Genomic DNA, 23,786 nt, shown 5'->3' with positions numbered 1-23,786 from the left:
GCAGTTGCAGGTGCAGGTGCAGTGACAGTTGCTCAGGCAGTTGCAGTTGCGGTGCTACAGGTCGTTCAGGGCCTCACGGATCAGCATCCCGCCGACCATCATCCGCAGGCCGAAGCTGGCCTGGGCCCACTCGTCGTAAGCGGCCCAGTAGGCGGCCTGGGCGTGGCCGTCGTCGTACGGGTAGGCGTCCCGGTCGGGCTCGGCGGCCATGTGGTCGCGCAGCATACCGACCGCCACCGACAACGTGCCGGTCACTCGTTGCGCTCCTCGGCAATGAACAGCGCGAGCTGACCAGGGACCTGGGCCGGTGGCTGCTCACGCCGGAGACGGAACTCGGTGCAGCGGTACGTGGCCCCGAGTAGCAGCCGGTCCCCCGGCTGCCACTCGGTCGGCGTCTTGCCCATCAGGCCCACGAGCAGAATCGGGCAGCCGTTGTCCGGCGCACCCTTGTCGTGGGCGCACTTGTCGCACCAGTTCGCGATCCAGGCGTCTCCCTCGGTGGAGTTGCTGAACGGCGCACGGTCGCGGGCGTTGGCGCTGATGGTGATGTAGCTCCTCACGGCTCCTCCCCGGTCGCGAACTTGCCCGGCTCGCGTGGGGCGGCGACGGTGCTGTACGCCTCGCAGTGGCTGTTGCCGGTGGCGCGGTGTGTCCACGCCCGGTGGCCGTTCCAGTGGCGGTAGATGATCGGCTCGGCGCAGAACCGGCAGGTGGCGATGGCTCGTGACCTGCTCATGGGCACAGCTCCTTGGCGAGGTCTGCGGTCTGCTCCTCGACGCACACCGCGTAGCCCTTGTCGAACTGCTCCAGGGCTTCGTCGACGATGTTGATCACGCGGTCGTACAGGTGGACCTGGGCCGGGGTGAGTCCGTACAGCTCGTTGAGCGTTCGCTCGTGCTCGTCGCGGCCGGCATCGGCCTCCTCGTACTTCGTGTGCCAGTCACCGCAGAGCACGTGGGTCTCGCCGTCGAGCCGCACGGACGCCTTGGCCTCGTGGGCGACCCAGCACATCAGTAGAGCCGTTCCGGGATGCTTGCGGTCATGGGCATCTTGGTGAGCGTCTTGCCGCGACGCCACGCGTTCCAGGCGCGGTACACCAGGCCGATGAGCATCACGCCGTTCTGGCGGGTCTTCTCCTGGCTGAGGTACTGCAACCGGCGCGCCAGCGCCAGGCGCGGGTCGCCGGGGCCGTCTGTGGTCATCTCGGCCAGCGAATGGAAGAACAGCGAACACGCGTCCATGTCGATCGCGGACAGCCGCATCCACGCGAGTGCGGCCACGGACGGCTGGAGGTGGATCTGCTTGTAGTACGCCTTCCCGATCTCGGCGCAGCGGTGAATGTTTGGATGCGTGTCGATCCATGCAGCGATCTCGCTGTTGGTCGGGTTGGCGATCCGCTCATCGGTGGTGACGAAGCCAGCGCCGGGCTCGGACAGCGCGAGCCGGACGGCTGCACTGACCACGGAGGCGTTCTTGGTGCCGCGCATGGCGAGCTGGTCGTTGACGGACCGCTTGATGCCGGAGTCCATCACCTCCTGCGCGCCGACCGGCACGTTCCATACCACGAGCATGCGGACGGTGCAGCCGGACCGTACAACGGCCTTGAGCCGGTGCTGTCCGTCGTCCAGCTCCCCCTTGGTGTTGAACTTGACCGGCTCGCCGGTGAGCTGCCAGCGGCCCGCGAGCATGTCGCGCATGTACGCGGCCACGACCCGATCCTTGACCGGCCGGTTGCGGACGTGGCAGCGCAGGAACTCGGCGGCCAGCTCCGGGGTGACGTTGAAGACTTCGGCGGACGGTTCGACGTCCGGCAGTCCCCGGGTGGGGACCGGAATCACCTGCCCTGGCGAGGGAATCTTCATGTCGATCACTTGGTATCCTTCCGGTTGGGTTGGTATGGCGATGGCCCGGTCCGGCGATAAAGGTCGGGTAGCCGGGCGGTGAAGCGCCGGGGCGGTGGTCACTCGACCACCGCCCCGTTCTCGTGGGGCACGTTCCCGAAGGTTTCGAAGCATTGGCAGCCTTCCAACGGGCTCCAGGTCTTGCAGGCCGACTGGGCCTCGGCCTGATGCCCGCAGGGAGCCAGGTACCAGTCCACGTCGCACGGTTCGGCCGGGGTGCCGCACTGCTGCTCGTCGTGCCAGTGCCGCACGGGCTGGCCGCAGCGGCTGCACCGCATGTACGGGTTGGGGAACTTGACCCACCGGTGGACCGGCGCGGAGCCGTCCTTCCGCGTGCCGGTCATGCGACCAGCTCCAGGCAGGGACGCGGGTTGCCCCACTCGGCTAGGAGGTTGTTGGCGCGGGCCAGTACCCGCACCGGGTCCAGGGGCCGGTGGTCCAGGTGGGCGCAGCGGTGTACGGAGTCCAGCAGCTCTGCCAGCGCGCAGTGCGGCTGGTCCTGGACGATGAACATGACGGCTGTCCGGACGGAGTGGCGTCGGCGTTGCTCCGCGATGGTCAGCGCGTCGTTGAAGTCGTTCGTCATCAGTGCTCCTCGGTGATCCGGGTGACGGTCAGCCGGTACGGCGACCGCAGGAAGCTGAGGGTGATGTCGAGCTGGTTGGTTGCGTTGCCTTCGGCATCGGTCACCAGCTCCAGTGAGGTGAGGGTCCTGACCTGCCCCTGCGCGAGCAGGAGCAGCATCAGGACCCCACCGGCCGCGACCAGGTTGTTGTCGTAGTCCGGTGCGGCGTCGTCCATCAGAACGGGGGCTCTTCGCCCACGGAGCTGGGCTTGTTGGCCAGGTGCTTCTCCGCGACCTCGATATCGGCCTTGGATGCCTTGTCGAGCTTCCACGGGGCGGACTGGCCGGGCTTGGCGGCACCCTTGCCAAGGCGGCCGACCACGAGCTGGCCCGTACGGGGCTTGAGCTGGCCCTGAAGGACGCGCGGGAACACCAGTGCGTCCGGGTACTCCTCACCCTTGTTCGATCCGTCCAGGACCGTCACGTCGGCGCGTACGGCGTCGGTGGTCCCGAAGTTGGTCACTACCCCCTGCTCCAAGCCGTACGGCTTGATGAGCAGCAAGGCCCCTTCGAGGTCGTCCCACTTGATGCCGGTCATCTCGGCCGGGTCAGCGAACTGGTTGCTCATGCGGTTGCTCCTTCAGTTTGTGAGTTGCTCGATGTGGGTCCGGGCGAGCTGCGTCAGCTCGTCGGTCCACTGGCTGGCGTGCTCGCGCCACAAGGCCCGGACGTCGTCCGGGGTCACCGCGGAATTGATCTGCTCTGCGAGCGTGGGGATTTCGTTCGCGGCCGGCACCGGCGTCGTGTTCGCGTTCGGGCCACCGATCGGTGATAGGAGAGCGCGTTGCGGAAGGGCTCGCTTCTCGCGGACCCGGCGGGACAGCGTCACCACGTCCCACCCGACCAACAGGTCGATCCAGTAGAGGGTGCAGGTGGCGGACCCGGCAGGGAGGTGGACGATCACGCCCCGGTCCAGCTCGGCCCCGTGCGGCTCCAGACGCTTCCCGGTCTCCACGTCGTACGGCAGCGACCGGGCGTACACCGCAAGCTGCGCGGCGATCTTCAGGAAGCCGTAGTCCAGCGACCCGGTCTTGAGGTCGGTGACGTACCGCTTACCTCCGTACCGGCTGATGCGGTCCGGGGTGCCGCCGATCTTGAGACTGTCCAGCACCATGAACTGCTCGATGTGGATCGGTTTGAAGTCCTTCGTCGCCGCGATGTAGGCGTTCAGGTCGGCCTGCGCGTCGTCCGGCAGGGTGCCGACCTCCTGCCCACGGTCGTGGGTCTCGGTGATCGCGTGCAGCGCGGTCCCGGTGGTCGCGGCGGCGCTGCCCTTGGCTGCCTCGATGGCGGACTCGCAGACGGCGTTCAGCTTGGACTTGTCCTCGCGGTGGGCAGCCACTGCCAGCTGGAGGTCACGCCGATCCGAGAGCCCCAGCGCCACCATGCGCTGCTGCCACTTGCTGAGGTTGTAGGTGTCCTCGATCGTGCCGACGTACGTCGTGCAGCGGGTGTACGCGGTCGGCTTGCCGCCGCCTGGCGGGACCACCAGCGGCCTTCCCCAGCGGTCTCGCCGGATCTCCGGGCTGGGGGCAACTGTCTGGACCATCAGGCCACCGCCTGGCGTTGGAGCGCAACGGAGGTCAGTCGGAGATGGGTCTCTGGCGCGCCACGCAGGATGCCGGTGGCGTGGTGGTGGCACCGGCCGTCGTACGCGGACATGGAGCGCTGCGCGTCGGTCAGGCTGTCCAGCCAGCGGAGGAAGTCGCCGGGCGGCACCTGCACGCCGAGCTCGTTGCTGTAGGTCGACCAGTTGATGGACAGCGGCGGAGGCAACTGCCGGTCGTGGATGACCATGAGCAGGTCGAAGGTGGCGCGTGCGAAAATGTGAGAGGGGTCGATCACGACGCCACCGCCGCCACCGCGTCAGGCGTCCACGGTTCCCGCTGGTTATGTTGCGTCCCGGTGAGACGGCTGTAATGAATCTGCGACACGCGGGGCCGCTTCCACGCGATCAGCGGTACCGCGTAGTTGGGTAGGAGCGCAGTCACACGGAGTAGGTCGGCACGCTCGGCCGGTGAAGCGTTAGCGTCGAGCTTGCATTGAATGAGGAGGATTTGCCTGGCCTTGAAGGCAACCAGGTCGATCTTGGTCTTGCTTCCGGCGGACCGGATCACGTCGTAGCCGTCGGCAACGAGCTCGCGCCTTACGGCGTGCTCGAAGTCGCGGCCCCGGTGGTACTGGGCCATGACGTTCACCTCGTGGGGGTACGAGTAGTGGACGCCCGATGTCCTGCTACTGCAGGGCTTCAGACGTAGTCGTTACACCGATGTCGGTGCTCACTGATTTGCCGCGCGGTTGTTACACCGGGCGGCGCGGTGTGCCGTGCGAGGGGCATGCGCGGTCGCGTCGAAACACCCACTGGTAGCCGTTCTTGGTGCGCACGTTGGCGAAACGGCAGGAGCACGGAGGCGGCTCCGGGTCAGGGGTTGCGACAAGCACTGCGACGTTCATTGCGCCATCTCCAGCAGCACTGGCTGCGCGTCGTCATGCGGTACGACGACCGGTGCCGGCCGCAGCGGAAGGAATGCGCTCGCAGGGATTCGCAGCGCCAGCTTGACGATCACTGTGCCGCCGATAGGGCTCTGTGGATGCGACTGTGTCAGCCGCGCGACCCTTGCTCCACGCAAGGACTTCGCGAGGCCGTTGTTGTACGCCCAGATCGGCTCAACCTGCGCGTAGAACAAGGCATCCACGTAGTCGGCGCTCACGCGCCACGCTCGGCGGGCAGGCCAGAGATGAACTCCCGCAGCGAGGTCATGACGACGAGGCGGCGGCGGCCGATATACCTGGAGTCGATAGCTCCCTGGTCCAGAAGCTCGTATACGTGGTTGCGGGATAGCCCGAGCAGTCGGGCGGTTTCCTTGGTGGACACGAGAACCGCGTCGGACTGGTCGGACGGTTCACGCTCGGACAGAGTTGTTGCACGAGGCATGGAGCATCACACTTCCCTGTGTCTGAAGGGGGTTTCAGGTGGACAGGCAGTTGCAGATGCAGTGGCAGATTCAGTTGCTCGGACAGTCGCAGTTGCTCAGGCAGATTCAGTTGCTTATGGCCCCCACCGCCTCGGAAACCTGACCTGCCTGGGGGGTAGGTGGTCCCGGGCTTCCGTCCCGTTCAGGCGGTGGGGATGTACCGCACGTTAGTCAGTCGATCACGGCGGGTTCAAGATTCGGTCACTACCGTATGTGCGCAAAATGCTGGTTTAACTCACTCAGTTACGGCTAAGGTTCCCAAGATCTGGGAGCACGGGGCTCGGTCCAGGTCTCAACCTGACCGACCCCGGACTTCTGTAGGGAGTCGAGCGAACGACTCTCTCGACTGGGGTCCTGATGCGCGCGGGCCCCCCTGTTGGTCGGGGCCGTACCTCACGAAAGGCCCCGTCCTGAAGGAGGTATGAAGCCCCTTGGACAACCGGGAGCCGATGAGGCACTTCCGGGCGTCAGACGAGCTGTGGCAGTCGGCGCAAGAGACCGTGCGGAAGCGCGGTGACGGCAGCGTGTCCCGTATTATCCGGCGGTTACTGGCGGCTTATGTGGGTGGAACCCACGTCTTGCCAGACCACCGGCGGAACATGAAGCCGGACAACGGAATCAGAGGAGCGAACAGTGAACGGAACCAAGGAAGGTAGAGGTCTGCACGTGCCATGGCGGCGCATCTGCGCTGCGTGCGGACGAGTCCTGCTACACCACGAGGGACGGGGATACGCGCATCCCCTCGCTGATCCCAGCCTGGCCGACCATCCGGCCGTGCCAGTGTTGGACACCGACGTTGCGGTCGACGTGCGGTGCGACTTCTGCTTCGCGGACCACACCGAATGGGTGTTGCCGGCCTCGAACTTCGAGGCACCGGTTGCCCGGATCAACCTGTTCGGGACAGTCGGCATCGAGTCCGACGAACGTCACGGCAACGCGGGCGACTGGGGAGCCTGCACGGAGTGCGCGGAGCTGATCCGTGCCAATGCCTGGCCGAAACTCATCAAGCGCGTCCGGGACTGCTGGCCCCACGTGCACAGCGGCAACCTCATGCCCGAGGAGCGGCACACCAACACCTACAGGCTGTACCGCGAGCTGCGGAAACACATCACGGGCCCGCTGGTCCCCGTCGACCGGGTGGTGGACCTGTGACCGACGAGCAACTGGAGTGCCTGACCGGCGAGGTCGTCCGGCACAGAGACGTGTCCGGCGTCAGCGGAACCGGAGTCGTCGCGCAGGTGGTCAAGCTCGGCAACGGCAAGTTCGTGCTTGGCTGGCTCGGCAAGCACCCCTCCACGACGATCTGGGACACCCTGGAGGGGATCTTCGCCGTGCACGGTCACGACGGCGCAACCGTCATCCACTGGGCCAACGGACAGGTCCAGACGCGAGCCGCGAAGGAGGACGAGGCGTGCCAGGGCAGCGAGTGAAACCGAGCGTCACGTTCAACATCAACGGACTCGCGTGGAAGGTCATCGAAGGCTCTGCGCTGTACAAGGAACCGGATCTATATGCCCGGGGCGACGAGGACGCCAAGGAGGCGTGCGAAGCGCTCCACTATGCCGACGTCGGCGTACGCGGCCGGGGCAAGACGTACGAGATCGCCACGACGGTCGCGGCGGCCACGGTGATCATGGAGTACTGCCGAAACACCGGCAACACCTTCAAGACCAGTGGCAACCTTCAAACCCGACGGGATGGGGAAGCGCTGCTCGTCGCGGCCGACCGGATCTACTACAAGATCCGGGAGGTGAACGGTGATGCGCCGTGGCAGACACCGGGCAAGCCCTGACCTGCTTGCCACCCGGCGCGAGCGCTGGGCGGACAGGCTGGTGAAGGTGGTCTGCCGGGTAGTCGGCCACGATCCAGACAAGCGGTACACCGGGGACACGATCTGCTCCCGATGCCGCATTGGCCTGGGGAGGTGGCGCGGGTGAAGCAGAAGACCGTACGGTCTGGCGACATCGCACGCTGCCCGATCAAGTCGTTGTTGCCGGATCACTACAAGGTGGACGGGACATGCGAGTGCCCGTCCGTGAACTACTGCCTTCGCTGTGGCAAGGACACGTCCAGCGAGGTGGTGATGACGGCGTTTCGTCGCCGTGGGCAACGTTTCGTCCCAGTGCCGGGGGTCGTGCTCTGCATGGCCTGCGGTGCGAACGGCGCGAACACGCTCACTGACAACGAGTGCCGTTCCCTGGGCCTGACGGGGTAAGGTCCCGGACCCACATTGCGGGCCCCGTGGGGTCTCCCCTCAACCCTGCGGGGCCCGCGCAGCACCAACCCAGACCAACAGAGGAGCGCATCACCATATGGCGAGGACAGGGTTAGCTCTCGTGACATTCACCGAACCAGAGCAGGCCGTAGGCGACCACGACCAGACCACCAAGCGCCTGAGCGAGTGGGACGAAGGCCAGAAGGTGTGTCGGGGCGAGAAGCGGCACAAGTACAAGACGCGTCGGGTCTACGTGTACGGCCAAGACCCGGACAAGGTCGGCACACGCATGACAATCATCAAGCGGTGCCGGATCTGCCGGTGTGTCGAGGTGGAGGCCGACTTTGTGCGCTCACCGCGCGGGCTGCGGCAAGTGACGAAGTGGTACCCCAAGTACTTCGAGAGCAAGGACGGCGTGCCCTACCTGCTCGACAAGGGTTCGGCACGGCTGGATGACGGTGACTTCGAGGAACTGAACGCCGACCTATACCTGGGTCAGTCCCTCACGTTCGTAGAGGAGACAGACTGATGGCGACCGAGCTGATCCTCAAGCGCTGGTGCGACGGCGTGAAGGAGGACCTTGAAGGCGAGTTCGTGCCGCGCCACGATCCGCCTGCTCCCGCAGAGGAGCGCGGCCCGTACACGCTGGGCGGTAGGCCGAAGAAGATCGACTTCTGCGACGCGTGCGACCAGCACCAGACAGCAGCGGAGATGCGCTACGCCCTGGAGGAGTTCGGTGTCGTGTTCGAGGCCGGCAACTCGAAGAAGGTCTCGGTGAAGAACTCCGCGGCTGCCTCGGTGGCGAAGCACGCGGTGTCGGGCCAGCGGTACGGGCGGCCCCCAGTCGGCAAACGGACGCAGTACTGCCTGTGGTGCCCAATGGACTACACCGACAGCGGCTTGGGCGGACACGTGAAAAAGCACGGCTTCACCGGCCTGAAGGACGCGCTCGGCTCAACCTGCCCTCGGTGTGGGACGTCGGGACACGGGGCCCTGACGCAACACGTTGCCAAGGAGCATCCTGAGTTCGAGTCGGTCACCGCTGCGTTCATCTGGGCGCGTGACAACCATGACCCGCACGGGGTGTACGCACACCGGCGCGGAGCTGGAGCGAACGTCGTGGAAGGCCTGCTGCCATGACCTCCGGGGGCGACGCCACACCAGGCCGCGCCGACCTGTACGTCGTGGTCGTGGATGCCTTCGACCCAACAGAGGCGCAACGGCGTGTACTCGACGTGTTCGGACCCGAAAGCGAAGCCTCTCTCACAGCGGCGACTGAGATGGCGACGGAGTGGACCAGCGGGTCCGGGTTCCGCTCGCGGTACCCGGACTTTGCCGACCCCGGAGTCGAGGTGCACCAATTGCAGATCTCCGACGAGCTCACCGGGATACGCGGGCGTGCACGGAGGCGACTGCTGCGAGTCGTCGGGAAGGAGGCGGACTGAGTGACGGGCATGGACGACATGCCGCCGGACCCGTGCGACCCGATTCCCCCGCATACGTTGGGGCACTTCGAGATCGGGCCAGACCCAGCCAGCTTCGGTATCCGTATGAAGGTGCTGGTCCGGTGTCTGGACTGCCCCGGCGAGCCGATAGGAGTTGCTGGCTGCACCCATGAAGCGGTGCGGCTGATGGTGGAGCACGCAGAGACCATGAACTCTTGACAAGTGAATACAGCCTGTACCGCCCTGGACCACTTCAGGCGGGGACTGGCACGAGTGTGCCGTGGCACAGATCACCCACCGTATTCGACCTGTCATGACAGGGCACCGCTATAGTGGCTGGCTGAAGTCCCCCCATGCAGTTCGGTGGCCTCCAGGGGGTCTGAAGGTTCGCTCCTCTGACCCTGTAGAAGCCCCATGTATGGGGGGACTTCCCAACGTGCTGGGGTCGGTGCTGAGGGGCACTCTCGGGCAAGCAGAAGGGCCCGGCGTGGGGATTACCCACGCCGGGCCCTTGTTGTTGACGGAGACTGCCGTCGAGTGCCGGCTACGCAGCTTCCTGCCAGTACGTGTCCAGGTCCTGCATGGCCTTGAAGGCAGCAGGCAGGTTGTCCGCCTGGTAGTTGAAGGTGACCTTCACGTCCGCGTGACCGAGGATCTCAGCCACGACCCGGGGCGGCACCCCGGCGTTCTCCAGCAACTGGGACGTGGTGTTGCGAGCGGCGTGCAGCGCCGTGTGTTCGACGCCCGCCAACTCCAGCAGCAGGGTCCAGGCGGTCCAGTCGCGCTTGTTGTCCATCGGCCTGCCGGTCCGGGGGTTCGGGAAGACGAGATCATCCTCGGTGGCCCCGGCCGCGAACCGTACCTTCCGCAGCTTGCGGAGCCGGTCGGCAACCGGCGGAATCAGCGGCACCGGCCGGTCGGTGGAGGTCTCGGACTTCGGTGGGCCGAAGACCGGCCCATCGTCGCCCCAGGCCAGCGACTCGTGGACGATCAGGTACGGCATCGGCACGTCCGGCTCGTCGAGCTTGATGTACTTCCAGCGCAGGGCCAGCGCCTCACCCTGCCGTAGTCCGGCCAGGAGTGCGAGCCAGAACCGGGGGTTGTCCCCGGCCAGCTTTAGCACCTGCCATGCCTCCTCGACCGTCAAGGGCCGTCGGGGGTTGACCTTCGTGCCCGGCGCGTCGATCAGGTCGCAGGGGTTGCGGCTCATCCTGCCGCGCCGTACCGCGACCTTGAAGCCCTTGGTCAGGATGGCATGCGTCCCGCGGAGTGTCGCCTCTTCCAGACCGGCCGCCCGCATCGCGATCCACATCGCCTCCACGCGGTCCGGGAGCTGCTTGCTGTCCAGCCGGTACTTCCCCAGGTGCGGGATGATGTATCGGTTGATCTTCGAGATGTAGCCCTTGCGAGTGTTCTCCCTCAGGGTGGGCGCCAAGCTGGTCCAGTGGTTCACAAGCTCCAGATCGGCTGCGTCCGTCCGGAACCAGTCCTCAATGGTCAGCGAGCCGGTCGTGACAGCGTTAGTGACCTCCTTCGCGGTCAGCTCTTTCAGCTTGTTGATGACCTCTCGCTCGGTCTTGCCATACAGAGTCGGCCGGGTCCGCTCGCCGATCATCGTCGTGACCCACATCCGAGCCCGGAACCGGCCCCGGCACTCGTGCTCCGGACGATTCCCGTCCCGCCCGACTGGTGGGCAGGTGGGGTGGTCATGCATCCGGCTGATGCTGCCTTCGCCTTTGCGCCGACGTGGTGCGGTGTCGCTCATGAGGTTCGCTCCTCTGGTGATTGGGATGTTGCCTATAGCCCCTATCCTAGCCCCTGTAGTAGCCCCAATCTTATCCCCGAACGCCTGGTACCCAACGGGATCAGCGGGACAATAGTCGGCGGCAAACGCCAAGCTGGCGTGGTGGAAAACGTCCCGTTGGTTGCCGTGGGCACCCACTGCTCTCGGGGGATCACCTAGGACTCATAATCCCTCGGTCACGGGTTCGAGTCCCGTCCGCCCTACTCTGTGTTTCCGCAGGTCACGGCGACATTTGGCGTGATCTGCGGGTCGCGCTGGAGCACCCGGCGTCGTTAGGCGACGAGGCGGGCTCTCAGCGTGGAGAGCTGGTTGTCGCTCAGGCCGCCGTGACGGAGGTACGCCTCGGTGCCGCCGTATTGGTCTTCGAGGTGCTGGATTACGGCGAGCATTGTTTCTGGGCGTGCGGTGAAGGACTCGGCCAGTTGGCTGCGTTCGTCGGGGTCGTCGATGAGGGCGAGCTGTTCGGTGAAGTGGTCGCGCATGCGGTCGTCCAGGACGGCGTAGTCGGCGGCGACTGATTGGGCCGGTACTCCGGCGACGCTCAAGGCCAGTGCGATCACGTTCCCGGAGCGGTCCTTACCGGCATGACAGTGGACGACGACTGCGCCGGCCGGCGCGTCCGCGATCGCACCGACCGCGGCGGCGAACAGTGCGGGGTGGAGGTCGAGCATCGCCATGTAGGTCTGTTCGAGGCTCAGGGTCGGGTCGTAGGGATCGTCGGGGTGATAGAGAGGCATGTTGCGGCAGAGCGGGTCCGTCGCGAACGGCGACGGGTCGCCGTCGCACTCCGGTGGCGTCCGTACGTCGATGATCCGGCTCACGGATGCCTCCCGCACCGCCGCTACCCCGGCGTCGGTCAGCCGGCTGAGATTGTCGGAACGGATCAGTGCCCCAGCGGCAATCCGGCGTCCGTCACCGGTGGGGAGGCCGCCGAGGTCGCGGACGTTGAGACAGTTGGGCCAAGTCAGGCGCATGGGCTCCTCTTCCGTCGGTCGGAGCTGGAATCCGGGCGTCGTGCCGGAGTCCCAATAAACTAAGGCAATTCTCAGGTCACGGAACAACCTGTGAACAAGTTGCCGAGGTCTTGCTCAGGGACTCGTCCGCGCGGATCATTCCGTTCGGTAGCCAACCAGGCACCGCCCGGAATCAGTCTGGTGGAGGAGCTCCGATGATCGGTTGGAAGTCAGGGCTGTCCGTCGTCGCGGTAGTCGCCGTGACGATCGTAGGAATCTCGAGTCCGGCCCAAGGCAGCGGTCGGCCCACGTCCGGTCCCGGATCCTGCACGCTGAAGGGCTGGGATCCGAGCGCGGACCCCGACGATGCCAAAGATCTGCCACAGGGTTCGCGGCCGCAGTCCTACAAACCCGACGACTACGACTGCACGGGAGCCAAGTACGCGAGCAATGGTTCGGAGTTCACGAAGTTCCCGCAGCCCAGGACGTTCACACCGGCCGCGGCCCAGCAGGCAGGCTCCGCGACGAAGCAGGCAGTTGCCGCGAGCAACCCCCTGGCCCCGTACTTCCCGCCGTTCACGCACTTCGTCGTGCTCTACCGCGAGAATCACACCTTCGACGACTACCTGGGCGACTGCGCCACGACGGTTCAGACCGGGTGCAACGGCCAGGTGCAGAGCACCAACCACATCAGTTCGGTGCCCAATCTGCACACGCTGGCGAAGACCTACTCCCTGCTGGACGCGTACAGCACCGGCACCCAGCCGCCCAGCGGCCCGAACCACTGGTGGCTGTTCTCCGCGCAGTCGGCGTCGAGCAGCCAGCAGCAGCCGTACCCCGCCACGCACGGCACGTTCTTCGACCGCCAACTGAAGGGCGTCACCGGGCCGGCGGGCGAGGGCAGTGACCCATGTGCCACCCAGACCGGCGCAGCCGGCGGCAGCAGTCCGTACACGTTCGTCATGAACGGTGACTTCTACTGGATGCAAAGCACCGGCAGCGGGTACTGGCGGAACCCGGGCACAGGCAATCCGGAGGTGCTGCCCGTGAACCGCCCGGGAACGAGCGTCCCGGAGGAGCTGACCTACAACAACTACACCTGCAAGGGTCAGAACGACGACGACCAGACGATCGGAACCGGCTTCCTGAACTTCGTCTCCGCGAACGGCCTGCCCGCATACTCGTACGTCGAACTCTTCAACGACCACCCGGGCACCTACCAGGACATCCCGAAGAACGACGCGGTCACGAAGCAGGTCGTCGACTCGATCATGGGCAACGCCTCGTACAAGGACAACACGGTGATCGTGGTGACCGAGGACGACACCCAGAACGGCTCGAACGGGCCTGACCACGTGTCCAACACGTACCGGGTGCCGACGGTCATCGTGGCATCACCGAAGTACATGAAGCAGGGCTACGTCAGCCACGTCGCCTACACGACGAACAACGTCCTCGCGGCGATGGAACGGACGATGGAGAACGTGCACGCGGGCATCATCGACCCGAATGGGAACCTGGGGCTCGGCACGTACCCGATGACCGCCGCCGATCAGGCTGCCCTGGGTGACCCGCTCGAGGACCTGTGGCTCCAGGGTTCGACCCCGCTGACCGCGTCCGCGTCCGGTACGCCGTCGACCGGAAACGCGCCGCTGACCGTGTCGTTCGGCGGCTCGGCCACCGGCGGCACCGCGCCGTACTCCTACTCCTGGAACTTCGGGGACGGCTCGGCCGTGAGCACCGCGCAGAACCCGAGCCACACCTACACCACCGCCGGTACCTACACGGCCACGTTGACGGTCACCGACAGCTCTTCGAAGACAGCGACCTCGACGGTCACGACCACCGTGGGCGCGGTCGGCAGCCCGCTCACGGCCACCGCGTCCGGCAACCCCACGTCCGGACAGGTGCCGCTGACAACGAACTTCAGCGGTACGGCCACCGGCGGTACTCCGTCGTACAGCTACAGCTGGAACTTCGGCGACGGCTCCGCGGCCAGCTCGACGCAGAACCCGAGCCACACCTACACCACAGCCGGCACCTACACGGCGACATTGACGGTCACCGATAGCTCTTCGAAGACAGCGACTGCAACGGTCAGCGTCACCGCATCGCCGATCGCCGGTACACCGCCAGACGCCCCGACCGGGCTGACCGCAACCGCCGGCAACGCCCAGGCCTCCCTGAAGTGGACAGCGCCCGCGAACAACGGCGGCGTCGCGATCACCGCCTACAAGGTGTACCGCGGCACGAGCAGCGGCTCGGAAACGCCAGTGACCAGCGGCGGCTGCAGCGGCCTGGGCGTCGTACTGACCTGCACCGACACCGGCCTGACCAACGGGCAGGCGTACTACTACAAGGTCAGCGCGGTGAACTCGATCGGCGAGGGAGCGCAGTCCACCGAAGCGACCGCGACGCCGACATCCAGCTCATGCGCGGCGCAGCAACTGCTCGGCAACCCCGGCTTCGAAACCGGTACGGCGGCACCGTGGTCGGCCAGCTCCAGCGTGGTCAGCAACAACACCAGCGAGCCTGCCCGCACCGGCAGCTGGAAGGCGTGGATGGACGGGTACGGCGCGACCCACACGGACACGTTGTCGCAGCCGGTGGCGCTGCCCACGGGATGCACGAACTACAAGTTCAACTTCTACATGCACGTCGATACCGCGGAGACAACCACGACGTCGAAGTACGACACCCTCAAGCTGCAGGTCCTGAACAGCTCGGGCACCGTCCTGTCGACGCTGTACACCTACTCGAACCTCAACGCGAACACCGGCTACAGCCTGCACTCGTTCAACCTGTCCAGCTACGCCGGGCAAAACATCACGCTCAAGCTCACCGGCGTGGAGGACTACACGAAGCAAACGTCCTTCGTCATCGACGACACCTCCGTCAACTTGAGCTGACCGGAACGCGGGGAAACTGAGTGTGTCCACAGTTTCCCCGCGTTGTGGTTGCCGAAGTGCAGGGTGTTGGACACCTGCGCGTCATGCGGACGCTGTACGCGATGCATAGGCATGGCGTTATGGCGAAATACTCCCGTCCGGTCGCGGCCGGACTCGCGGCGGCGGCGATCGCCGCGCTGTGTGCCGTACCCCTCATCGGTACGAGCGCCCAGGCGGCGAACGCGTCCCACCACACCAAGCATGTCCTGCTGATCTCGGTCGACGGCATGCATCAGAGCGACCTCGACTGGTACGTCGCGACGCATCCGAAGTCGGCGCTCGCCGGGCTGGCGCACGGCGGCAGCGAGTACACGCACGCGTTGACGTCGAACCCGTCGGACTCCGACCCGGGCGGTACGGCGCTGATGACCGGGGGCAACCCGAGGTCGACCGGTGTCTACTACGACGTCGAGTACAGCCACAAGGTCGACGAGCCGGGCGCGGCCTGTACGCCGGGTCACCCGGCCACCGGCGGCGACGTGGTCTACGACTCGCCCGACGACGCGCTTCCGGGCGTCCCGGACCTGGCGACCGGTGCGGCGCACGCGTTCCCGTCGTTCGACGAGAACGGGTCGATCTACGGGCCGGACGGCGCCGACCGCAACCCCACGCTGATCATGAACCTGAAGAACGACGCGTCGTCGTTCGACAAGTCGACGTTCCCGATCGACCCGGCGACCTGCAAGAACGTGATGCCGTGGGACTACCTGGGCGACAACTCGATCTTCCAGGTGGTCCACGCCGCCGGCCTGCGGACGGCGTGGTCGGACAAGCACGCGATCTACCTGTCGTTCAACGGCCCGGGCTCACAGGGCAAGAGCATCGACGACTTCTTCGGGCCCGAGATCGACTCGCAGGCCGTGATGCCGAACGGCAAGCCGTACCCGCAGGACGACGACTGGGCGCACATCGACGCCGCCACCAAGCAGTACGACGGCTACAAGGTCCAGGCGATGCTGAACGAGATCGACGGTCTCGACCACTCGGGCAAGAGCCACGTCGGTACGCCGGCGGTCTTCGGCATGAACTTCCAGACCGTCTCGGTCGCGCAGAAGATCCCGTCGACCTCGGCGGACCTGATCTCGGACGGCCACGGCGGGTACACCACCAGCGCACCGCAGCCCGGCGGGTACCAGTGGGGCAACGGGAAGCTGGTCCCCGGCCCGGTGCTGTCGAGCGCCTTCGCCTCCGTCGACGCCCAGCTCGGCCGGATGGTTGCCGAGCTCGCGAAGCAGCACCTGACGGACTCGACGACGATCATCGTCACCGCGAAGCACGGCCAGTCGCCGCAGGATCCCACCAAGCTCGTCACGGTGCAGGACGGTCCGATCGTCGACGCGATCAACGCCGAGTGGGCCAAGACGCACCCGGGCAAGACGCTGATCGTCGCGGGTACGAACGACGACCTGTGGCAGTCCTACCTGTCGGACAACTCGCAGGCCGCGAGCAACTTCGTCAAGAGCTACCTGTGGAACCACACGGCGCAGGGCTTCGACGTGAACAAGAAGTCCGTCACGGTTCCGCACTCGGGTCTGACCCACATCTGGGCGGGCGCCCAGGCCGCGCGATTCTTCGGCGTACCGGTCAGCAATGGGCGCTATCCCGACGTCTTCGGCAAGGTCCAGGAGGGCGTCGTCTACGCGAAGCCGTCCAAGCTCGCCGAGCACGGTGGCATGAACTCCGGCGACCGTCACGTCCTGATGCTGGTCAGCGGCGCGGGCGTCCGCGCGCAGGTCGTGCGTACCCCCGTCGAGACCACCCAGGTCGCGCCGACGATCCTGTCTCTGCTCGGGCTCGACCCGCACAGCCTGCGGGCCGTCCAGGTCGAGGGCACGCGGGTCCTTCCGGGCGCCGTCACGCACGCCCGGCGGTGAGCTGAGGGCATGAGCCTCGGTCCCGGGCAGGACCGAGGCTCATGCTGCACCGCTTAGCTGGTCAGTGCATTCTTGGGACCCTGTGGCGCCTTCTTGGCATGACCGGTGCCCGGCTTGGGGGCGTTGAACACCTGCGTGTCGAACGCCATGTGGCCGACCATGTTCGCGAAGGTCTTGGACATCCAGGTCAGGACCGTGGGGTCGTTGTTGCTGAGGTTGTCGCACCAGCGGAACGGGTTGTCCACGCAGCCGCCGTCGTCGCCCGGCACGGTGCCCTCGAAGTTGCCCTCGGACCCGCCGAACAGCGCGACGTCCGACGCGAGCTTGCAGCAGTCCTGGCCGGTGAGGACACCGCTGGCCGGGACGCCCGCCTGCTGGAAACTGAACGCGTCCGTCCCGTCGGCCGAGAACAGGATGTGGTTCTTCCCGATCGAGTTCAGGTAGTCGATCCCGAAGTCACGGCCGATCGCGGACGGCGCCCAGATGCTCGACGGCATCGGGGTCCCCGGGCCGCGCCCGAACAGGGTCACGCCGTCCTTCGGGTCGAGTACGCCGGCCACGTAGTTCGGTGTCGCGGTCACATCGGCGTCCAGGTCGAACTTGATCTTGGCGAGCTCGGCCGCCGGCAGCGTGTTCACGTAGAACCGCGAGCCGAGCAGCCCGAGCTCCTCGCCGCCGAACCAGATGAAGCGCAGCTTGTTGCGGGGGCTGGTGTTCTTCAGCTGCTGGGCGATGTCGAGGATCGTGGCCGAGCCCGACGCGTTGTCGAGCATCCCGGCGCCGAAGATCGCGTCCAGGTGGGCGTCGACGACGAGGATGTTGTTCGGGTCGCCGCCCTTGGAGTCGGCGATCACGTTCCAGTCGGAGCGGTTCGGGTCGTCGATCACCTGGACGTTGACGGTCAGCGTCGGGCCGGAACCCGGGACGTACTGCGACAGCAGTTGGGTGCCGACGGCGTACGACGTGAACAGCACGGGGATGTGCTCCGTACCGGCAAGGCTGCCGGAGAAGGCGTTCGTCCGTCCGGGGTTGCCCTCGTTGAAGATGACGGCCGCGGACGCGCCGGCCGCCTGGGCGTTCGCGACCTTCTGCGCGAACGTGCAGGTGCCGCGCTGGATCAGCGCGATATTGCCCGCCACGAACCCGGCGAAGTCGGACGCCGCGCACCCGCTGGCCGAGCTCGGCGTGGGCGTCGCGGGGACGACGATGCCGGCCGCGGGCTGCACCTTCGCGCTGGCCGAACCGGCTACTGACGCCGGATTGAAGTCCGTGACCAGGGCGAACGAGTGCGGCGTTGGCGAGTCCTCATGCATCACCGGCGTACCGACGAAGCTCGTGTAGTGGAACTTGTACTCCTGCAGGGTGACGTCGTACCCCGCGGCCTTCATCACACTGGCCACGTAGTCGGCCGACGCCTTGTAGCCGGGCTCCCCCGAGTTCCGCGACGGGTGGCCGTCGGCGCCCGGATTGGCGTCCGCGATCTGCTGGAACTTGACCATGTGGGCCCAGAGATCCGTCTGGGTGACACAGTCGACGAGCTTCTGCGGGGTGTTGTTGACCCGGTTGGCGCAGGCCGTCGGGTTGGCGTCGGCCGTCCCGGTGGCGCTCGAAGCGACCGGCGTCAAGGCCCCGGTGACAGCCACAGCGGCCGCCGCGGCCATCGCGAGTCCCCAGCCTCGACGTCGTGCTTGTCCTGGCCTCATCCTCTTCTCCCTCCCCTGACGCTATGTACATGCCGTTGATACGCCTGGAGAGGCGCGGACTGAAGATCTGGCACGACACATGACAGGACTGTCATCCTTGGTGGCTCACGAAGGAGCTGGCATGAACTGGAGAAACCTCCCGCTGGACGCGGGCCCGCGCGGCAACGAGGTGGAGACGCTGCAGTTCGCCCTCGACCGGGTGCGGCAGCAGTTCGCCTGGAAGACCGGCGGTCTGACCGCCGGGCAACTCCGGCAGACGCATCCGCCGTCGACGATGACGCTGGCCGGTCTGATCAAGCACATGTCGTTCGTCGAGGACGGCTTCACCTCGCGGGCAGCCGACCGCCCGCTCGCCGCGCCGTGGGACACCCGCAGCTGGGTCGAGAACGACCGCTGGGGCTGGGAGTCCGCCGTCGCCGACGACCCGGAGGAGCTGTACGCCCTCTGGTACGCCGCGGCCGCCCGCTCCCGCGCGACCTGGCAGGAGCTGAGCGCGGACGGCGGTCTGGACGCGATCGTGGAGGACCCCGATCCGGCGTGGGCGACGAACCGCCGGCGGATCGCGTTCGACCTGCTGGAGGAGTACCTGAAGCACACCGGCCACGCCGACGTACTGCGTGAAGCCGTGGACGGCGTACGGGGTAACGACCCTGAATGAGCTGACGGAGGCGCTGCAGACGTCGTACGGCGTGCAGGCGGTCGAGCTGCACCGGATCCATGCCGGGACGAACACCGTCAACTACCAGGTCGTCGACGACACCGGCCGCTCGTGGTTCGCCAAGCTCTACAACGGCAACCTCGACAGCGAACGGGACGCCATCGAGCTGACCGCGTACGCCGGCCGCGCGGTGCCGGTGCCCGCGGTACGGCGGACCCTCGACGGCGAGCTGATCGCGGCGCCGTTGCCGATGTCGTTGTGGGAGTTCGTCGACGGCGAGACGGCCGAGGGCGGGATCACCGGCGCGCGCTGGCCCGCGGTCGGGACCATGCTTGGCCGGCTGCACCGCCTCCTGTCCGAGCACCCAGGTGCCAGGCCGACGCTCCGTCCGGCGGCCGGGCTCCGCGATGTCGCGTGCGCCGAAAGGAACTTCGACGAACTGATCGCACGTCTCCAGGCACGTCACGAGCTCACCTCCTTCGAAGCGTGGGCCTGCGAAGCGGCGCGGGAACGCCGGGCGTTGCTCGGACGGGCCGGCGCGATCCTCGCCGGTCTGCCCGCGCTGACCACCCACGTCCTGCACGGGGACCTCGCCTCACCCAACCTGATGCTGCGGGGCGACCACGTCGCCGCGGTGATCGACTTCCAGCCACCGCGGCCGGGCTTCGTCGCCTGGGAGATCGCCCGCATCGGCTGCGACCCGCGGACGGTGATCCTCGGCGACCAGTGGATCGACGGCCTCGCCGTACTGCTGGACGCCTACCGGTCCGAGCATCCCGCCGCACGTCCGGACGACCTCCGGTCCGTGGTCGCCGCCGGCTGCGCCCACACCCTGGGCTCCACCTACCCACTGTCGGAGCCCGCACCCGTCCCCGCCTCCCTCGAGCTGTACGCCCGAGCCCGCCACCAGGCCGCCCTGACGATGCTCGACCGACTGCCAGAGGTGCAGGACCATCTCAAACTGGGATCGACACGTTGAAGAGGCGCTCCGCGTTGTGCAGGGACTCCGTGACGATCTCCTGCCCGTTGGTGACCACGTCCTGCTGGTACGTCGCGAGGTCCTCCCCCGACGTCAGCGCTCGTGTCAGCCGAGCCGCGTCCCAGAGCGCGGTGTTCGCGCCGGCGCCTGCCGCCGGGGTCATCGGGTGGACGGCGTCGCCGAGCATCGTCACGCGCTCCGACCACCAGGTCGGCACCGTGACGCAGGTCCGGAGCGTGATCGGGAACGCCGCCTCGGGCTCCCCCGCCGCGATCAGCGCGCGGATCGCCGGATGCCAGTCCGCCACCGACCGCGTCACGATCGCCCACAGGTCGGCGGGCCGCATCGCGAACAGCTCCTCGTCCGACGCTCCGAGCACCGCGTTCGTCCCGGTCAGCACCGCCATCAGGTAGTCGCCGTACTCCGCCGGAGGCTCCCGGAACATCACCGGCCCGAACGCCGTACCAAGACCGGCACCGTCGCTCGCAAAACAGAACCCGCGCAGGAACGCCTCCGGCGCTGCCGCCCGCACCGCGTCCGTCAACGGCACCTTCCCGTAGATGCAGCGCACCCCGATGTCGGTCACGTCGAGCTCCGGCACCAACTGCCGGCGGACGCCGGACCCCACGCCGTCCGCCCCGACGAGCAGGTCGGCCGTCACGGACGTCCCGTCCGCGAACGAGATCTCGACACCGTCGGCCGTCTCGGCGTACGACGTGAACTGCTTGCCGAACCGCAGTACGTCGTCGAGCCCGGTCATCAGCGCCCGGCGGAACGCGTACCGATCGACCGACGTCACGGAGTCCGGTCCGGCGACCGGGAACACCTGCTGGAACTGCTCGTTCAGCTGCGCGTCGAACCCCGCCACCAGGTCGCCCGGATGGGTGGCGGTCGCGATCACACGCCGTCGGACGGCGTCCGGCAGCATCGCGGCCAGCGCCTCCTCCCCGACCGGGCTGATGTGGATCCGGTACCCCTGTTTGCGGTACTGCGGGGAGGGATCGCGCTCGTACACCACGACCTCCTTGCCCGCCTTCCGCAGTCCTTGTGCGAGCGCCAGTCCGCCGATGCCGGCACCCATGATCGCGACCTTCATCTCCGACTCCAATCATCCGTGAGGCAAACTCTATCATCCGTCTGGTTGATTAAGTTAGCACGTCGGATGGCGGTCCGCTAGGATGATTTCGTGCGCAGATCACCCGGACCCGAGGAGCGGCAGCGCGACCCCGAGCGCAGCAAGCAGCAGCTGCTGGACGCGGCGGAGGTCGAGTTCGGCGCGCACGGGTTCAGCGGCGCGCGGGTCGGCGAGATCGCGGCCCGGGCGGGCGTGAACAAGCAACTGATCTCGTACTACTTCGGCGGCAAGGAAGGGCTCTACCGCGCGGTCGCGGAGCGCTGGCGGGCCTCCGAGCCGGCCATCACCGAGGGCGCCGAGTCGCTCGGCGAGATGGTCGGCGCCTATGCCCGGACGTCGATCGCGCGGCCCGACCTGCTGCGGCTACTCGTTCGCGAGGCCGTCGACCGCGACACCAGCAGCAACGACGCGGAGGGGCAACGCGCCCGTTTCCAGGGCATGGTCGACGACTTCCGCCGCCGCCAGTCCGACGGCGAGCTCGCCGACGACCTGGACCCGGCGTACACGGGCCTGGCCCTCTTCGGCCTGGCCTCCGCCCCGGTCGTCTTCCCCCAGATCGCCCGTGCCCTCGGCCTCGACCCGGACGACGAAGACTTCACCACGAAGTACGCCGAAGAGGTCGCCCGCTTGGTGTCGCATCTCAAAGACTAAATGGCGCGGTTGCGGAGTTCGGCGCGGTAGGCCTCGAGGGCGATGAGTTCGCCGAACATGCGGTTGTACTCGTCGGCGCGGTCGATCGGGTTGGTGCGTTGGAGCTTCGACTTCAGGTCGGCGATGCGGCGGGCGCAAGTCAGCTCCTGGAGACGCGCGAGGAGCGCGTGCGCGTACTGCTCGTCGGGGTCACGGCCGAGCCGGAGCGGGTCGACGGCCAGTGCGCCGACCACCGCGGCGGCCGGGTCGTTACCGATGGCATCGCGGACCGCGACCACCCAGGCCTCGCCGGGCGCGGCGACGGCCGGGCCGCCGACCTTCGCCATCGCGGCCCGGACCGCGGCCAGCCACGGATGCGTGAAGTCGTGGTCGTCGAGCTCGTCGAACGCGGTCCCGACCAGCGCCGGGAACTGCATCGCGACCTTCAGCACGTCCCACTCGATCACGAACCGCTGGTCCCGCGGTGACGGGATGTCGGTCCGCTGCACCGGCCGGGCCTCGGCGGCAGCGGCCGCGGCCTGCTGCTGGTGGTGCTGTTGCTGCTGCGGTGCCACACCTCGGGACGCCGCGCGGTAGACCTCCGACCGGACCTGGTCGACCTCCATGCCCAGCTGCCCGGCCAGCTCACGGGTGAACCCGTCCACCTTCGACCGGTCCCGGATGCTGATCACCAGCTTGGCCGCCTCGCGGAGCGCGTCGATCCGGGTGTCCGCCCGGTCCAGGTCGTACTTCGTCAGCACGTTCCCGAGCACGAACCGGTACAGCGGGACGCGCCGCCCGATCAGCTCGCGGACCGCGGCGTCGCCCTTCTGCAGCCGCAGGTCGCACGGGTCCAGCCCGTCCGGCTCGACCGCGACGTACGTCTGCGCCGCGAACGCCTGGTCGCCCGCGAACGCCTTGAGCGCCGCCCGCTGACCCGCCTCGTCGCCGTCGAAGGTGAAGATCACCTCGCCGCGGAACTGGTCGTTGTCGAGCAGCAGTTGCCGCAGCACCCGCGCGTGGTCGTCGCCGAACGCCGTACCGCAGGTCGCGACCGCGGTCTGGACGCCGGCCAGGTGACACGCCATCACGTCGGTGTAGCCCTCGACCACGACGGCCTGCCGGCCCTTCGCGATCTCCCGCCGGGCCAGGTCCACGCCGTACAGCACCTTGGACTTCTTGTAGATCGGCGTCTCGGGCGTGTTCAGGTACTTCGCCTCGATCCGGTCGTCGTCGAACAACCGGCGGGCGCCGAACCCGATCACGTCCGACGACGCGTCCCGGATCGGCCACATCAGCCGACCGCGGAACCGGTCGTACAGCCCGCGCTGACCGTCGGCGGCCACGCCGGAGGCGACCAGCTCGGCGTTCGTGAAGCCGCGACCGCGCAGATGGCTCACCAGCGCCTCGCCGCCGCGCGGCGAGAACCCGACCCCGAACTGGACCGCGGCGTCCTTGTCGAACCCGCGCTTGTCCAGGAATTGGCGGCCGAGCGACGCCTCGGGCGCGCCGAACAGCTGGTCGACGTAGAACTCGGCGGCCACCCGGTGAGCCTCGACCAGCCGCGGCCGCTGGTTCCCCGGGCCGCGCGGCACCGGCGCGCCGGAGTCCTCGTACCGCAGCTGGATGCCGACCTTCGAGGCCAGCGTCTCGACCGCCTCCGAGAAGGTGATCTGGTCGACCTTCTGGATGAAGTCGATGACGTCGCCGCCCTCTTGGCAGCCGAAGCAGTAGAAGAAGCCGCGGGCCGGGGTGACGTTGAACGAGGGCGACTTCTCGTCGTGGAACGGGCAGAGGCCCTTCAGGTTGCCACCGCCGGCGTTCTTCAAGGTCACGTACGAACCCACGACGTCGTCGATGCGGGCCCGCTCGCGCACCAGCGCGATGTCCTCTTCCTTGATCCGGCCTGCCACCCCGCGAGTCTAGCCGGGCCGATCACGT

General features: G+C 67.3%; 30 protein-coding genes. 11 read left to right on the top strand and 19 right to left on the bottom strand.

Going from position 1 to position 23,786, the window contains the following annotated elements; all coding sequences use genetic code 11:
* Positions 1-54 precede the first annotated feature (54 nt).
* From ACFV9C_RS25270 to ACFV9C_RS25205, 14 genes are all read right to left on the bottom strand, one after another.
* A complete protein-coding gene (locus ACFV9C_RS25270) occupies positions 55-255 on the bottom strand; it encodes a hypothetical protein (RefSeq protein WP_380197307.1) in 201 nt (66 codons plus the stop codon).
* The gene (locus ACFV9C_RS25265; RefSeq protein WP_380197305.1) at positions 252-560 is read right to left on the bottom strand and encodes a hypothetical protein; all 309 of its coding nucleotides are present in this window, start codon (positions 558-560) and stop codon (positions 252-254) included. The genes ACFV9C_RS25270 and ACFV9C_RS25265 overlap by 4 nt, the downstream gene beginning before the upstream one ends.
* Positions 557-736 carry a hypothetical protein gene (locus ACFV9C_RS25260; protein WP_380197304.1) on the bottom strand — a complete coding sequence of 60 codons (180 nt, stop codon included), beginning with the start codon at positions 734-736 and terminating at the stop codon, positions 557-559. The genes ACFV9C_RS25265 and ACFV9C_RS25260 overlap by 4 nt, the downstream gene beginning before the upstream one ends.
* A complete protein-coding gene (locus ACFV9C_RS25255) occupies positions 733-1,011 on the bottom strand; it encodes a hypothetical protein (RefSeq protein ID WP_380197302.1) in 279 nt (92 codons plus the stop codon). Before ACFV9C_RS25255 ends, ACFV9C_RS25260 begins: the two co-directional genes overlap by 4 nt.
* Positions 1,011-1,964, bottom strand: coding sequence for a hypothetical protein (locus tag ACFV9C_RS25250; RefSeq protein ID WP_380197300.1), 954 nt, complete (start codon positions 1,962-1,964; stop codon positions 1,011-1,013). Before ACFV9C_RS25250 ends, ACFV9C_RS25255 begins: the two co-directional genes overlap by 1 nt.
* The gene (locus tag ACFV9C_RS25245) at positions 1,961-2,245 is read right to left on the bottom strand and encodes a hypothetical protein (protein WP_380197299.1); all 285 of its coding nucleotides are present in this window, start codon (positions 2,243-2,245) and stop codon (positions 1,961-1,963) included. Before ACFV9C_RS25245 ends, ACFV9C_RS25250 begins: the two co-directional genes overlap by 4 nt.
* Positions 2,242-2,487: a hypothetical protein gene (locus ACFV9C_RS25240; RefSeq protein WP_380197297.1), complete on the bottom strand. Its 246-nt coding sequence runs from the start codon at positions 2,485-2,487 to the stop codon at positions 2,242-2,244. Before ACFV9C_RS25240 ends, ACFV9C_RS25245 begins: the two co-directional genes overlap by 4 nt.
* Complete coding sequence (locus tag ACFV9C_RS25235) at positions 2,487-2,702, bottom strand: hypothetical protein (protein ID WP_380197295.1); 216 nt, start codon at positions 2,700-2,702, stop codon at positions 2,487-2,489. The genes ACFV9C_RS25240 and ACFV9C_RS25235 overlap by 1 nt, the downstream gene beginning before the upstream one ends.
* Positions 2,702-3,094, bottom strand: coding sequence for a hypothetical protein (locus tag ACFV9C_RS25230; RefSeq protein WP_380197293.1), 393 nt, complete (start codon positions 3,092-3,094; stop codon positions 2,702-2,704). The genes ACFV9C_RS25235 and ACFV9C_RS25230 overlap by 1 nt, the downstream gene beginning before the upstream one ends.
* A 12-nt stretch (positions 3,095-3,106) precedes the next feature.
* Complete coding sequence (locus tag ACFV9C_RS25225; RefSeq protein ID WP_380197291.1) at positions 3,107-4,075, bottom strand: hypothetical protein; 969 nt, start codon at positions 4,073-4,075, stop codon at positions 3,107-3,109.
* Positions 4,075-4,371 carry a hypothetical protein gene (locus tag ACFV9C_RS25220; RefSeq protein WP_380197290.1) on the bottom strand — a complete coding sequence of 99 codons (297 nt, stop codon included), beginning with the start codon at positions 4,369-4,371 and terminating at the stop codon, positions 4,075-4,077. The genes ACFV9C_RS25225 and ACFV9C_RS25220 overlap by 1 nt, the downstream gene beginning before the upstream one ends.
* Positions 4,368-4,715, bottom strand: a complete 348-nt coding sequence (locus ACFV9C_RS25215; protein ID WP_380197288.1) for a restriction endonuclease — start codon at positions 4,713-4,715, stop codon at positions 4,368-4,370. Before ACFV9C_RS25215 ends, ACFV9C_RS25220 begins: the two co-directional genes overlap by 4 nt.
* Positions 4,716-4,976: 261 nt before the next feature.
* A complete protein-coding gene (locus ACFV9C_RS25210) occupies positions 4,977-5,237 on the bottom strand; it encodes a hypothetical protein (protein ID WP_380197286.1) in 261 nt (86 codons plus the stop codon).
* Positions 5,234-5,461: a helix-turn-helix domain-containing protein gene (locus ACFV9C_RS25205; protein ID WP_380197284.1), complete on the bottom strand. Its 228-nt coding sequence runs from the start codon at positions 5,459-5,461 to the stop codon at positions 5,234-5,236. The genes ACFV9C_RS25210 and ACFV9C_RS25205 overlap by 4 nt, the downstream gene beginning before the upstream one ends.
* A gap of 814 nt (positions 5,462-6,275) precedes the next feature.
* Here ACFV9C_RS25205 and ACFV9C_RS25200 point away from each other — a divergent pair.
* The 6 genes from ACFV9C_RS25200 (at position 6,276) to ACFV9C_RS25175 (ending at position 9,161) form a co-directional block, all read left to right on the top strand.
* Entirely contained in the window at positions 6,276-6,653 is a 378-nt protein-coding gene (locus ACFV9C_RS25200) for a hypothetical protein (protein WP_380197283.1), read from the top strand.
* Positions 6,650-6,931 carry a hypothetical protein gene (locus ACFV9C_RS25195; RefSeq protein WP_380197281.1) on the top strand — a complete coding sequence of 94 codons (282 nt, stop codon included), beginning with the start codon at positions 6,650-6,652 and terminating at the stop codon, positions 6,929-6,931. The genes ACFV9C_RS25200 and ACFV9C_RS25195 overlap by 4 nt, the downstream gene beginning before the upstream one ends.
* Positions 6,913-7,293, top strand: a complete 381-nt coding sequence (locus ACFV9C_RS25190) for a hypothetical protein (protein ID WP_380197279.1) — start codon at positions 6,913-6,915, stop codon at positions 7,291-7,293. Before ACFV9C_RS25195 ends, ACFV9C_RS25190 begins: the two co-directional genes overlap by 19 nt.
* Positions 7,294-7,837: 544 nt before the next feature.
* A complete protein-coding gene (locus ACFV9C_RS25185; protein WP_380197277.1) occupies positions 7,838-8,245 on the top strand; it encodes a hypothetical protein in 408 nt (135 codons plus the stop codon).
* The gene (locus tag ACFV9C_RS25180) at positions 8,245-8,856 is read left to right on the top strand and encodes a hypothetical protein (RefSeq protein WP_380197275.1); all 612 of its coding nucleotides are present in this window, start codon (positions 8,245-8,247) and stop codon (positions 8,854-8,856) included. The genes ACFV9C_RS25185 and ACFV9C_RS25180 overlap by 1 nt, the downstream gene beginning before the upstream one ends.
* Positions 8,853-9,161 (top strand): hypothetical protein, encoded by a 309-nt coding sequence (locus tag ACFV9C_RS25175; RefSeq protein WP_380197273.1) that lies wholly within the window; start codon positions 8,853-8,855, stop codon positions 9,159-9,161. The genes ACFV9C_RS25180 and ACFV9C_RS25175 overlap by 4 nt, the downstream gene beginning before the upstream one ends.
* Before the next feature lie 544 nt (positions 9,162-9,705).
* Here ACFV9C_RS25175 and ACFV9C_RS25170 read toward each other — a convergent pair.
* Positions 9,706-10,926, bottom strand: a complete 1,221-nt coding sequence (locus tag ACFV9C_RS25170) for a tyrosine-type recombinase/integrase (RefSeq protein ID WP_380197272.1) — start codon at positions 10,924-10,926, stop codon at positions 9,706-9,708.
* 311 nt (positions 10,927-11,237) lie between these two features.
* Entirely contained in the window at positions 11,238-11,939 is a 702-nt protein-coding gene (locus tag ACFV9C_RS25165) for a tyrosine-protein phosphatase (protein ID WP_380197270.1), read from the bottom strand.
* 194 nt (positions 11,940-12,133) lie between these two features.
* Between ACFV9C_RS25165 and ACFV9C_RS25160 the strand changes: the two genes are divergently transcribed.
* Both ACFV9C_RS25160 and ACFV9C_RS25155 read left to right on the top strand, forming a co-directional pair.
* Complete coding sequence (locus ACFV9C_RS25160; protein ID WP_380197268.1) at positions 12,134-14,827, top strand: PKD domain-containing protein; 2,694 nt, start codon at positions 12,134-12,136, stop codon at positions 14,825-14,827.
* Positions 14,828-14,946: 119 nt separating this feature from the next.
* Complete coding sequence (locus ACFV9C_RS25155; RefSeq protein ID WP_380197267.1) at positions 14,947-16,740, top strand: alkaline phosphatase family protein; 1,794 nt, start codon at positions 14,947-14,949, stop codon at positions 16,738-16,740.
* A gap of 53 nt (positions 16,741-16,793) precedes the next feature.
* On the opposite strand, the gene ACFV9C_RS25150 is transcribed toward ACFV9C_RS25155, so the two are convergent.
* The gene (locus ACFV9C_RS25150) at positions 16,794-18,443 is read right to left on the bottom strand and encodes a M28 family peptidase (RefSeq protein WP_380197265.1); all 1,650 of its coding nucleotides are present in this window, start codon (positions 18,441-18,443) and stop codon (positions 16,794-16,796) included.
* Between the two features lie 121 nt (positions 18,444-18,564).
* Between ACFV9C_RS25150 and ACFV9C_RS25145 the strand changes: the two genes are divergently transcribed.
* Together ACFV9C_RS25145 and ACFV9C_RS25140 are read left to right on the top strand one after the other, a co-directional pair.
* Entirely contained in the window at positions 18,565-19,101 is a 537-nt protein-coding gene (locus ACFV9C_RS25145) for a DUF664 domain-containing protein (protein ID WP_380197264.1), read from the top strand.
* Positions 19,061-20,080 carry a phosphotransferase enzyme family protein gene (locus tag ACFV9C_RS25140; RefSeq protein WP_380197262.1) on the top strand — a complete coding sequence of 340 codons (1,020 nt, stop codon included), beginning with the start codon at positions 19,061-19,063 and terminating at the stop codon, positions 20,078-20,080. Before ACFV9C_RS25145 ends, ACFV9C_RS25140 begins: the two co-directional genes overlap by 41 nt.
* On the opposite strand, the gene ACFV9C_RS25135 is transcribed toward ACFV9C_RS25140, so the two are convergent.
* Positions 20,058-21,176: an FAD-dependent oxidoreductase gene (locus ACFV9C_RS25135; RefSeq protein WP_380197261.1), complete on the bottom strand. Its 1,119-nt coding sequence runs from the start codon at positions 21,174-21,176 to the stop codon at positions 20,058-20,060. The two genes, ACFV9C_RS25140 and ACFV9C_RS25135, sit on opposite strands and share 23 nt — an antisense overlap.
* A gap of 90 nt (positions 21,177-21,266) precedes the next feature.
* Between ACFV9C_RS25135 and ACFV9C_RS25130 the strand changes: the two genes are divergently transcribed.
* A complete protein-coding gene (locus tag ACFV9C_RS25130; protein ID WP_380197259.1) occupies positions 21,267-21,866 on the top strand; it encodes a TetR/AcrR family transcriptional regulator in 600 nt (199 codons plus the stop codon).
* On the opposite strand, the gene dnaG is transcribed toward ACFV9C_RS25130, so the two are convergent.
* Positions 21,863-23,758 (bottom strand): DNA primase, encoded by a 1,896-nt coding sequence (gene dnaG, locus ACFV9C_RS25125; protein WP_380197258.1) that lies wholly within the window; start codon positions 23,756-23,758, stop codon positions 21,863-21,865. The two genes, ACFV9C_RS25130 and dnaG, sit on opposite strands and share 4 nt — an antisense overlap.
* Positions 23,759-23,786 lie beyond the last annotated feature (28 nt).

The organism is Kribbella sp. NPDC059898, assembly GCF_042730855.1.
Taxonomy (GTDB): domain Bacteria; phylum Actinomycetota; class Actinomycetes; order Propionibacteriales; family Kribbellaceae; genus Kribbella.
Note: the sequence above shows the minus strand (reverse complement) of the source record. Positions and strands in the feature narration are given on the sequence as shown.

Coding starts and splice junctions, on each gene's coding strand:
- ACFV9C_RS25235 (WP_380197295.1), bottom strand. CDS start 2,702: ATGGACGACGCCGCACCGGACTACGACAACAACCTGGTCGCGGCCGGT.
- ACFV9C_RS25160 (WP_380197268.1), top strand. CDS start 12,134: ATGATCGGTTGGAAGTCAGGGCTGTCCGTCGTCGCGGTAGTCGCCGTG.
- ACFV9C_RS25225 (WP_380197291.1), bottom strand. CDS start 4,075: ATGGTCCAGACAGTTGCCCCCAGCCCGGAGATCCGGCGAGACCGCTGG.
- ACFV9C_RS25180 (WP_380197275.1), top strand. CDS start 8,245: ATGGCGACCGAGCTGATCCTCAAGCGCTGGTGCGACGGCGTGAAGGAG.
- ACFV9C_RS25145 (WP_380197264.1), top strand. CDS start 18,565: ATGAACTGGAGAAACCTCCCGCTGGACGCGGGCCCGCGCGGCAACGAG.
- ACFV9C_RS25215 (WP_380197288.1), bottom strand. CDS start 4,715: ATGGCCCAGTACCACCGGGGCCGCGACTTCGAGCACGCCGTAAGGCGC.
- ACFV9C_RS25175 (WP_380197273.1), top strand. CDS start 8,853: ATGACCTCCGGGGGCGACGCCACACCAGGCCGCGCCGACCTGTACGTC.
- ACFV9C_RS25205 (WP_380197284.1), bottom strand. CDS start 5,461: ATGCCTCGTGCAACAACTCTGTCCGAGCGTGAACCGTCCGACCAGTCC.
- ACFV9C_RS25245 (WP_380197299.1), bottom strand. CDS start 2,245: ATGACCGGCACGCGGAAGGACGGCTCCGCGCCGGTCCACCGGTGGGTC.
- ACFV9C_RS25155 (WP_380197267.1), top strand. CDS start 14,947: ATGGCGAAATACTCCCGTCCGGTCGCGGCCGGACTCGCGGCGGCGGCG.
- ACFV9C_RS25230 (WP_380197293.1), bottom strand. CDS start 3,094: ATGAGCAACCAGTTCGCTGACCCGGCCGAGATGACCGGCATCAAGTGG.
- ACFV9C_RS25240 (WP_380197297.1), bottom strand. CDS start 2,487: ATGACGAACGACTTCAACGACGCGCTGACCATCGCGGAGCAACGCCGA.
- ACFV9C_RS25260 (WP_380197304.1), bottom strand. CDS start 736: ATGAGCAGGTCACGAGCCATCGCCACCTGCCGGTTCTGCGCCGAGCCG.
- ACFV9C_RS25165 (WP_380197270.1), bottom strand. CDS start 11,939: ATGCGCCTGACTTGGCCCAACTGTCTCAACGTCCGCGACCTCGGCGGC.
- ACFV9C_RS25170 (WP_380197272.1), bottom strand. CDS start 10,926: ATGAGCGACACCGCACCACGTCGGCGCAAAGGCGAAGGCAGCATCAGC.
- ACFV9C_RS25135 (WP_380197261.1), bottom strand. CDS start 21,176: ATGAAGGTCGCGATCATGGGTGCCGGCATCGGCGGACTGGCGCTCGCA.
- ACFV9C_RS25255 (WP_380197302.1), bottom strand. CDS start 1,011: ATGTGCTGGGTCGCCCACGAGGCCAAGGCGTCCGTGCGGCTCGACGGC.
- ACFV9C_RS25150 (WP_380197265.1), bottom strand. CDS start 18,443: ATGAGGCCAGGACAAGCACGACGTCGAGGCTGGGGACTCGCGATGGCC.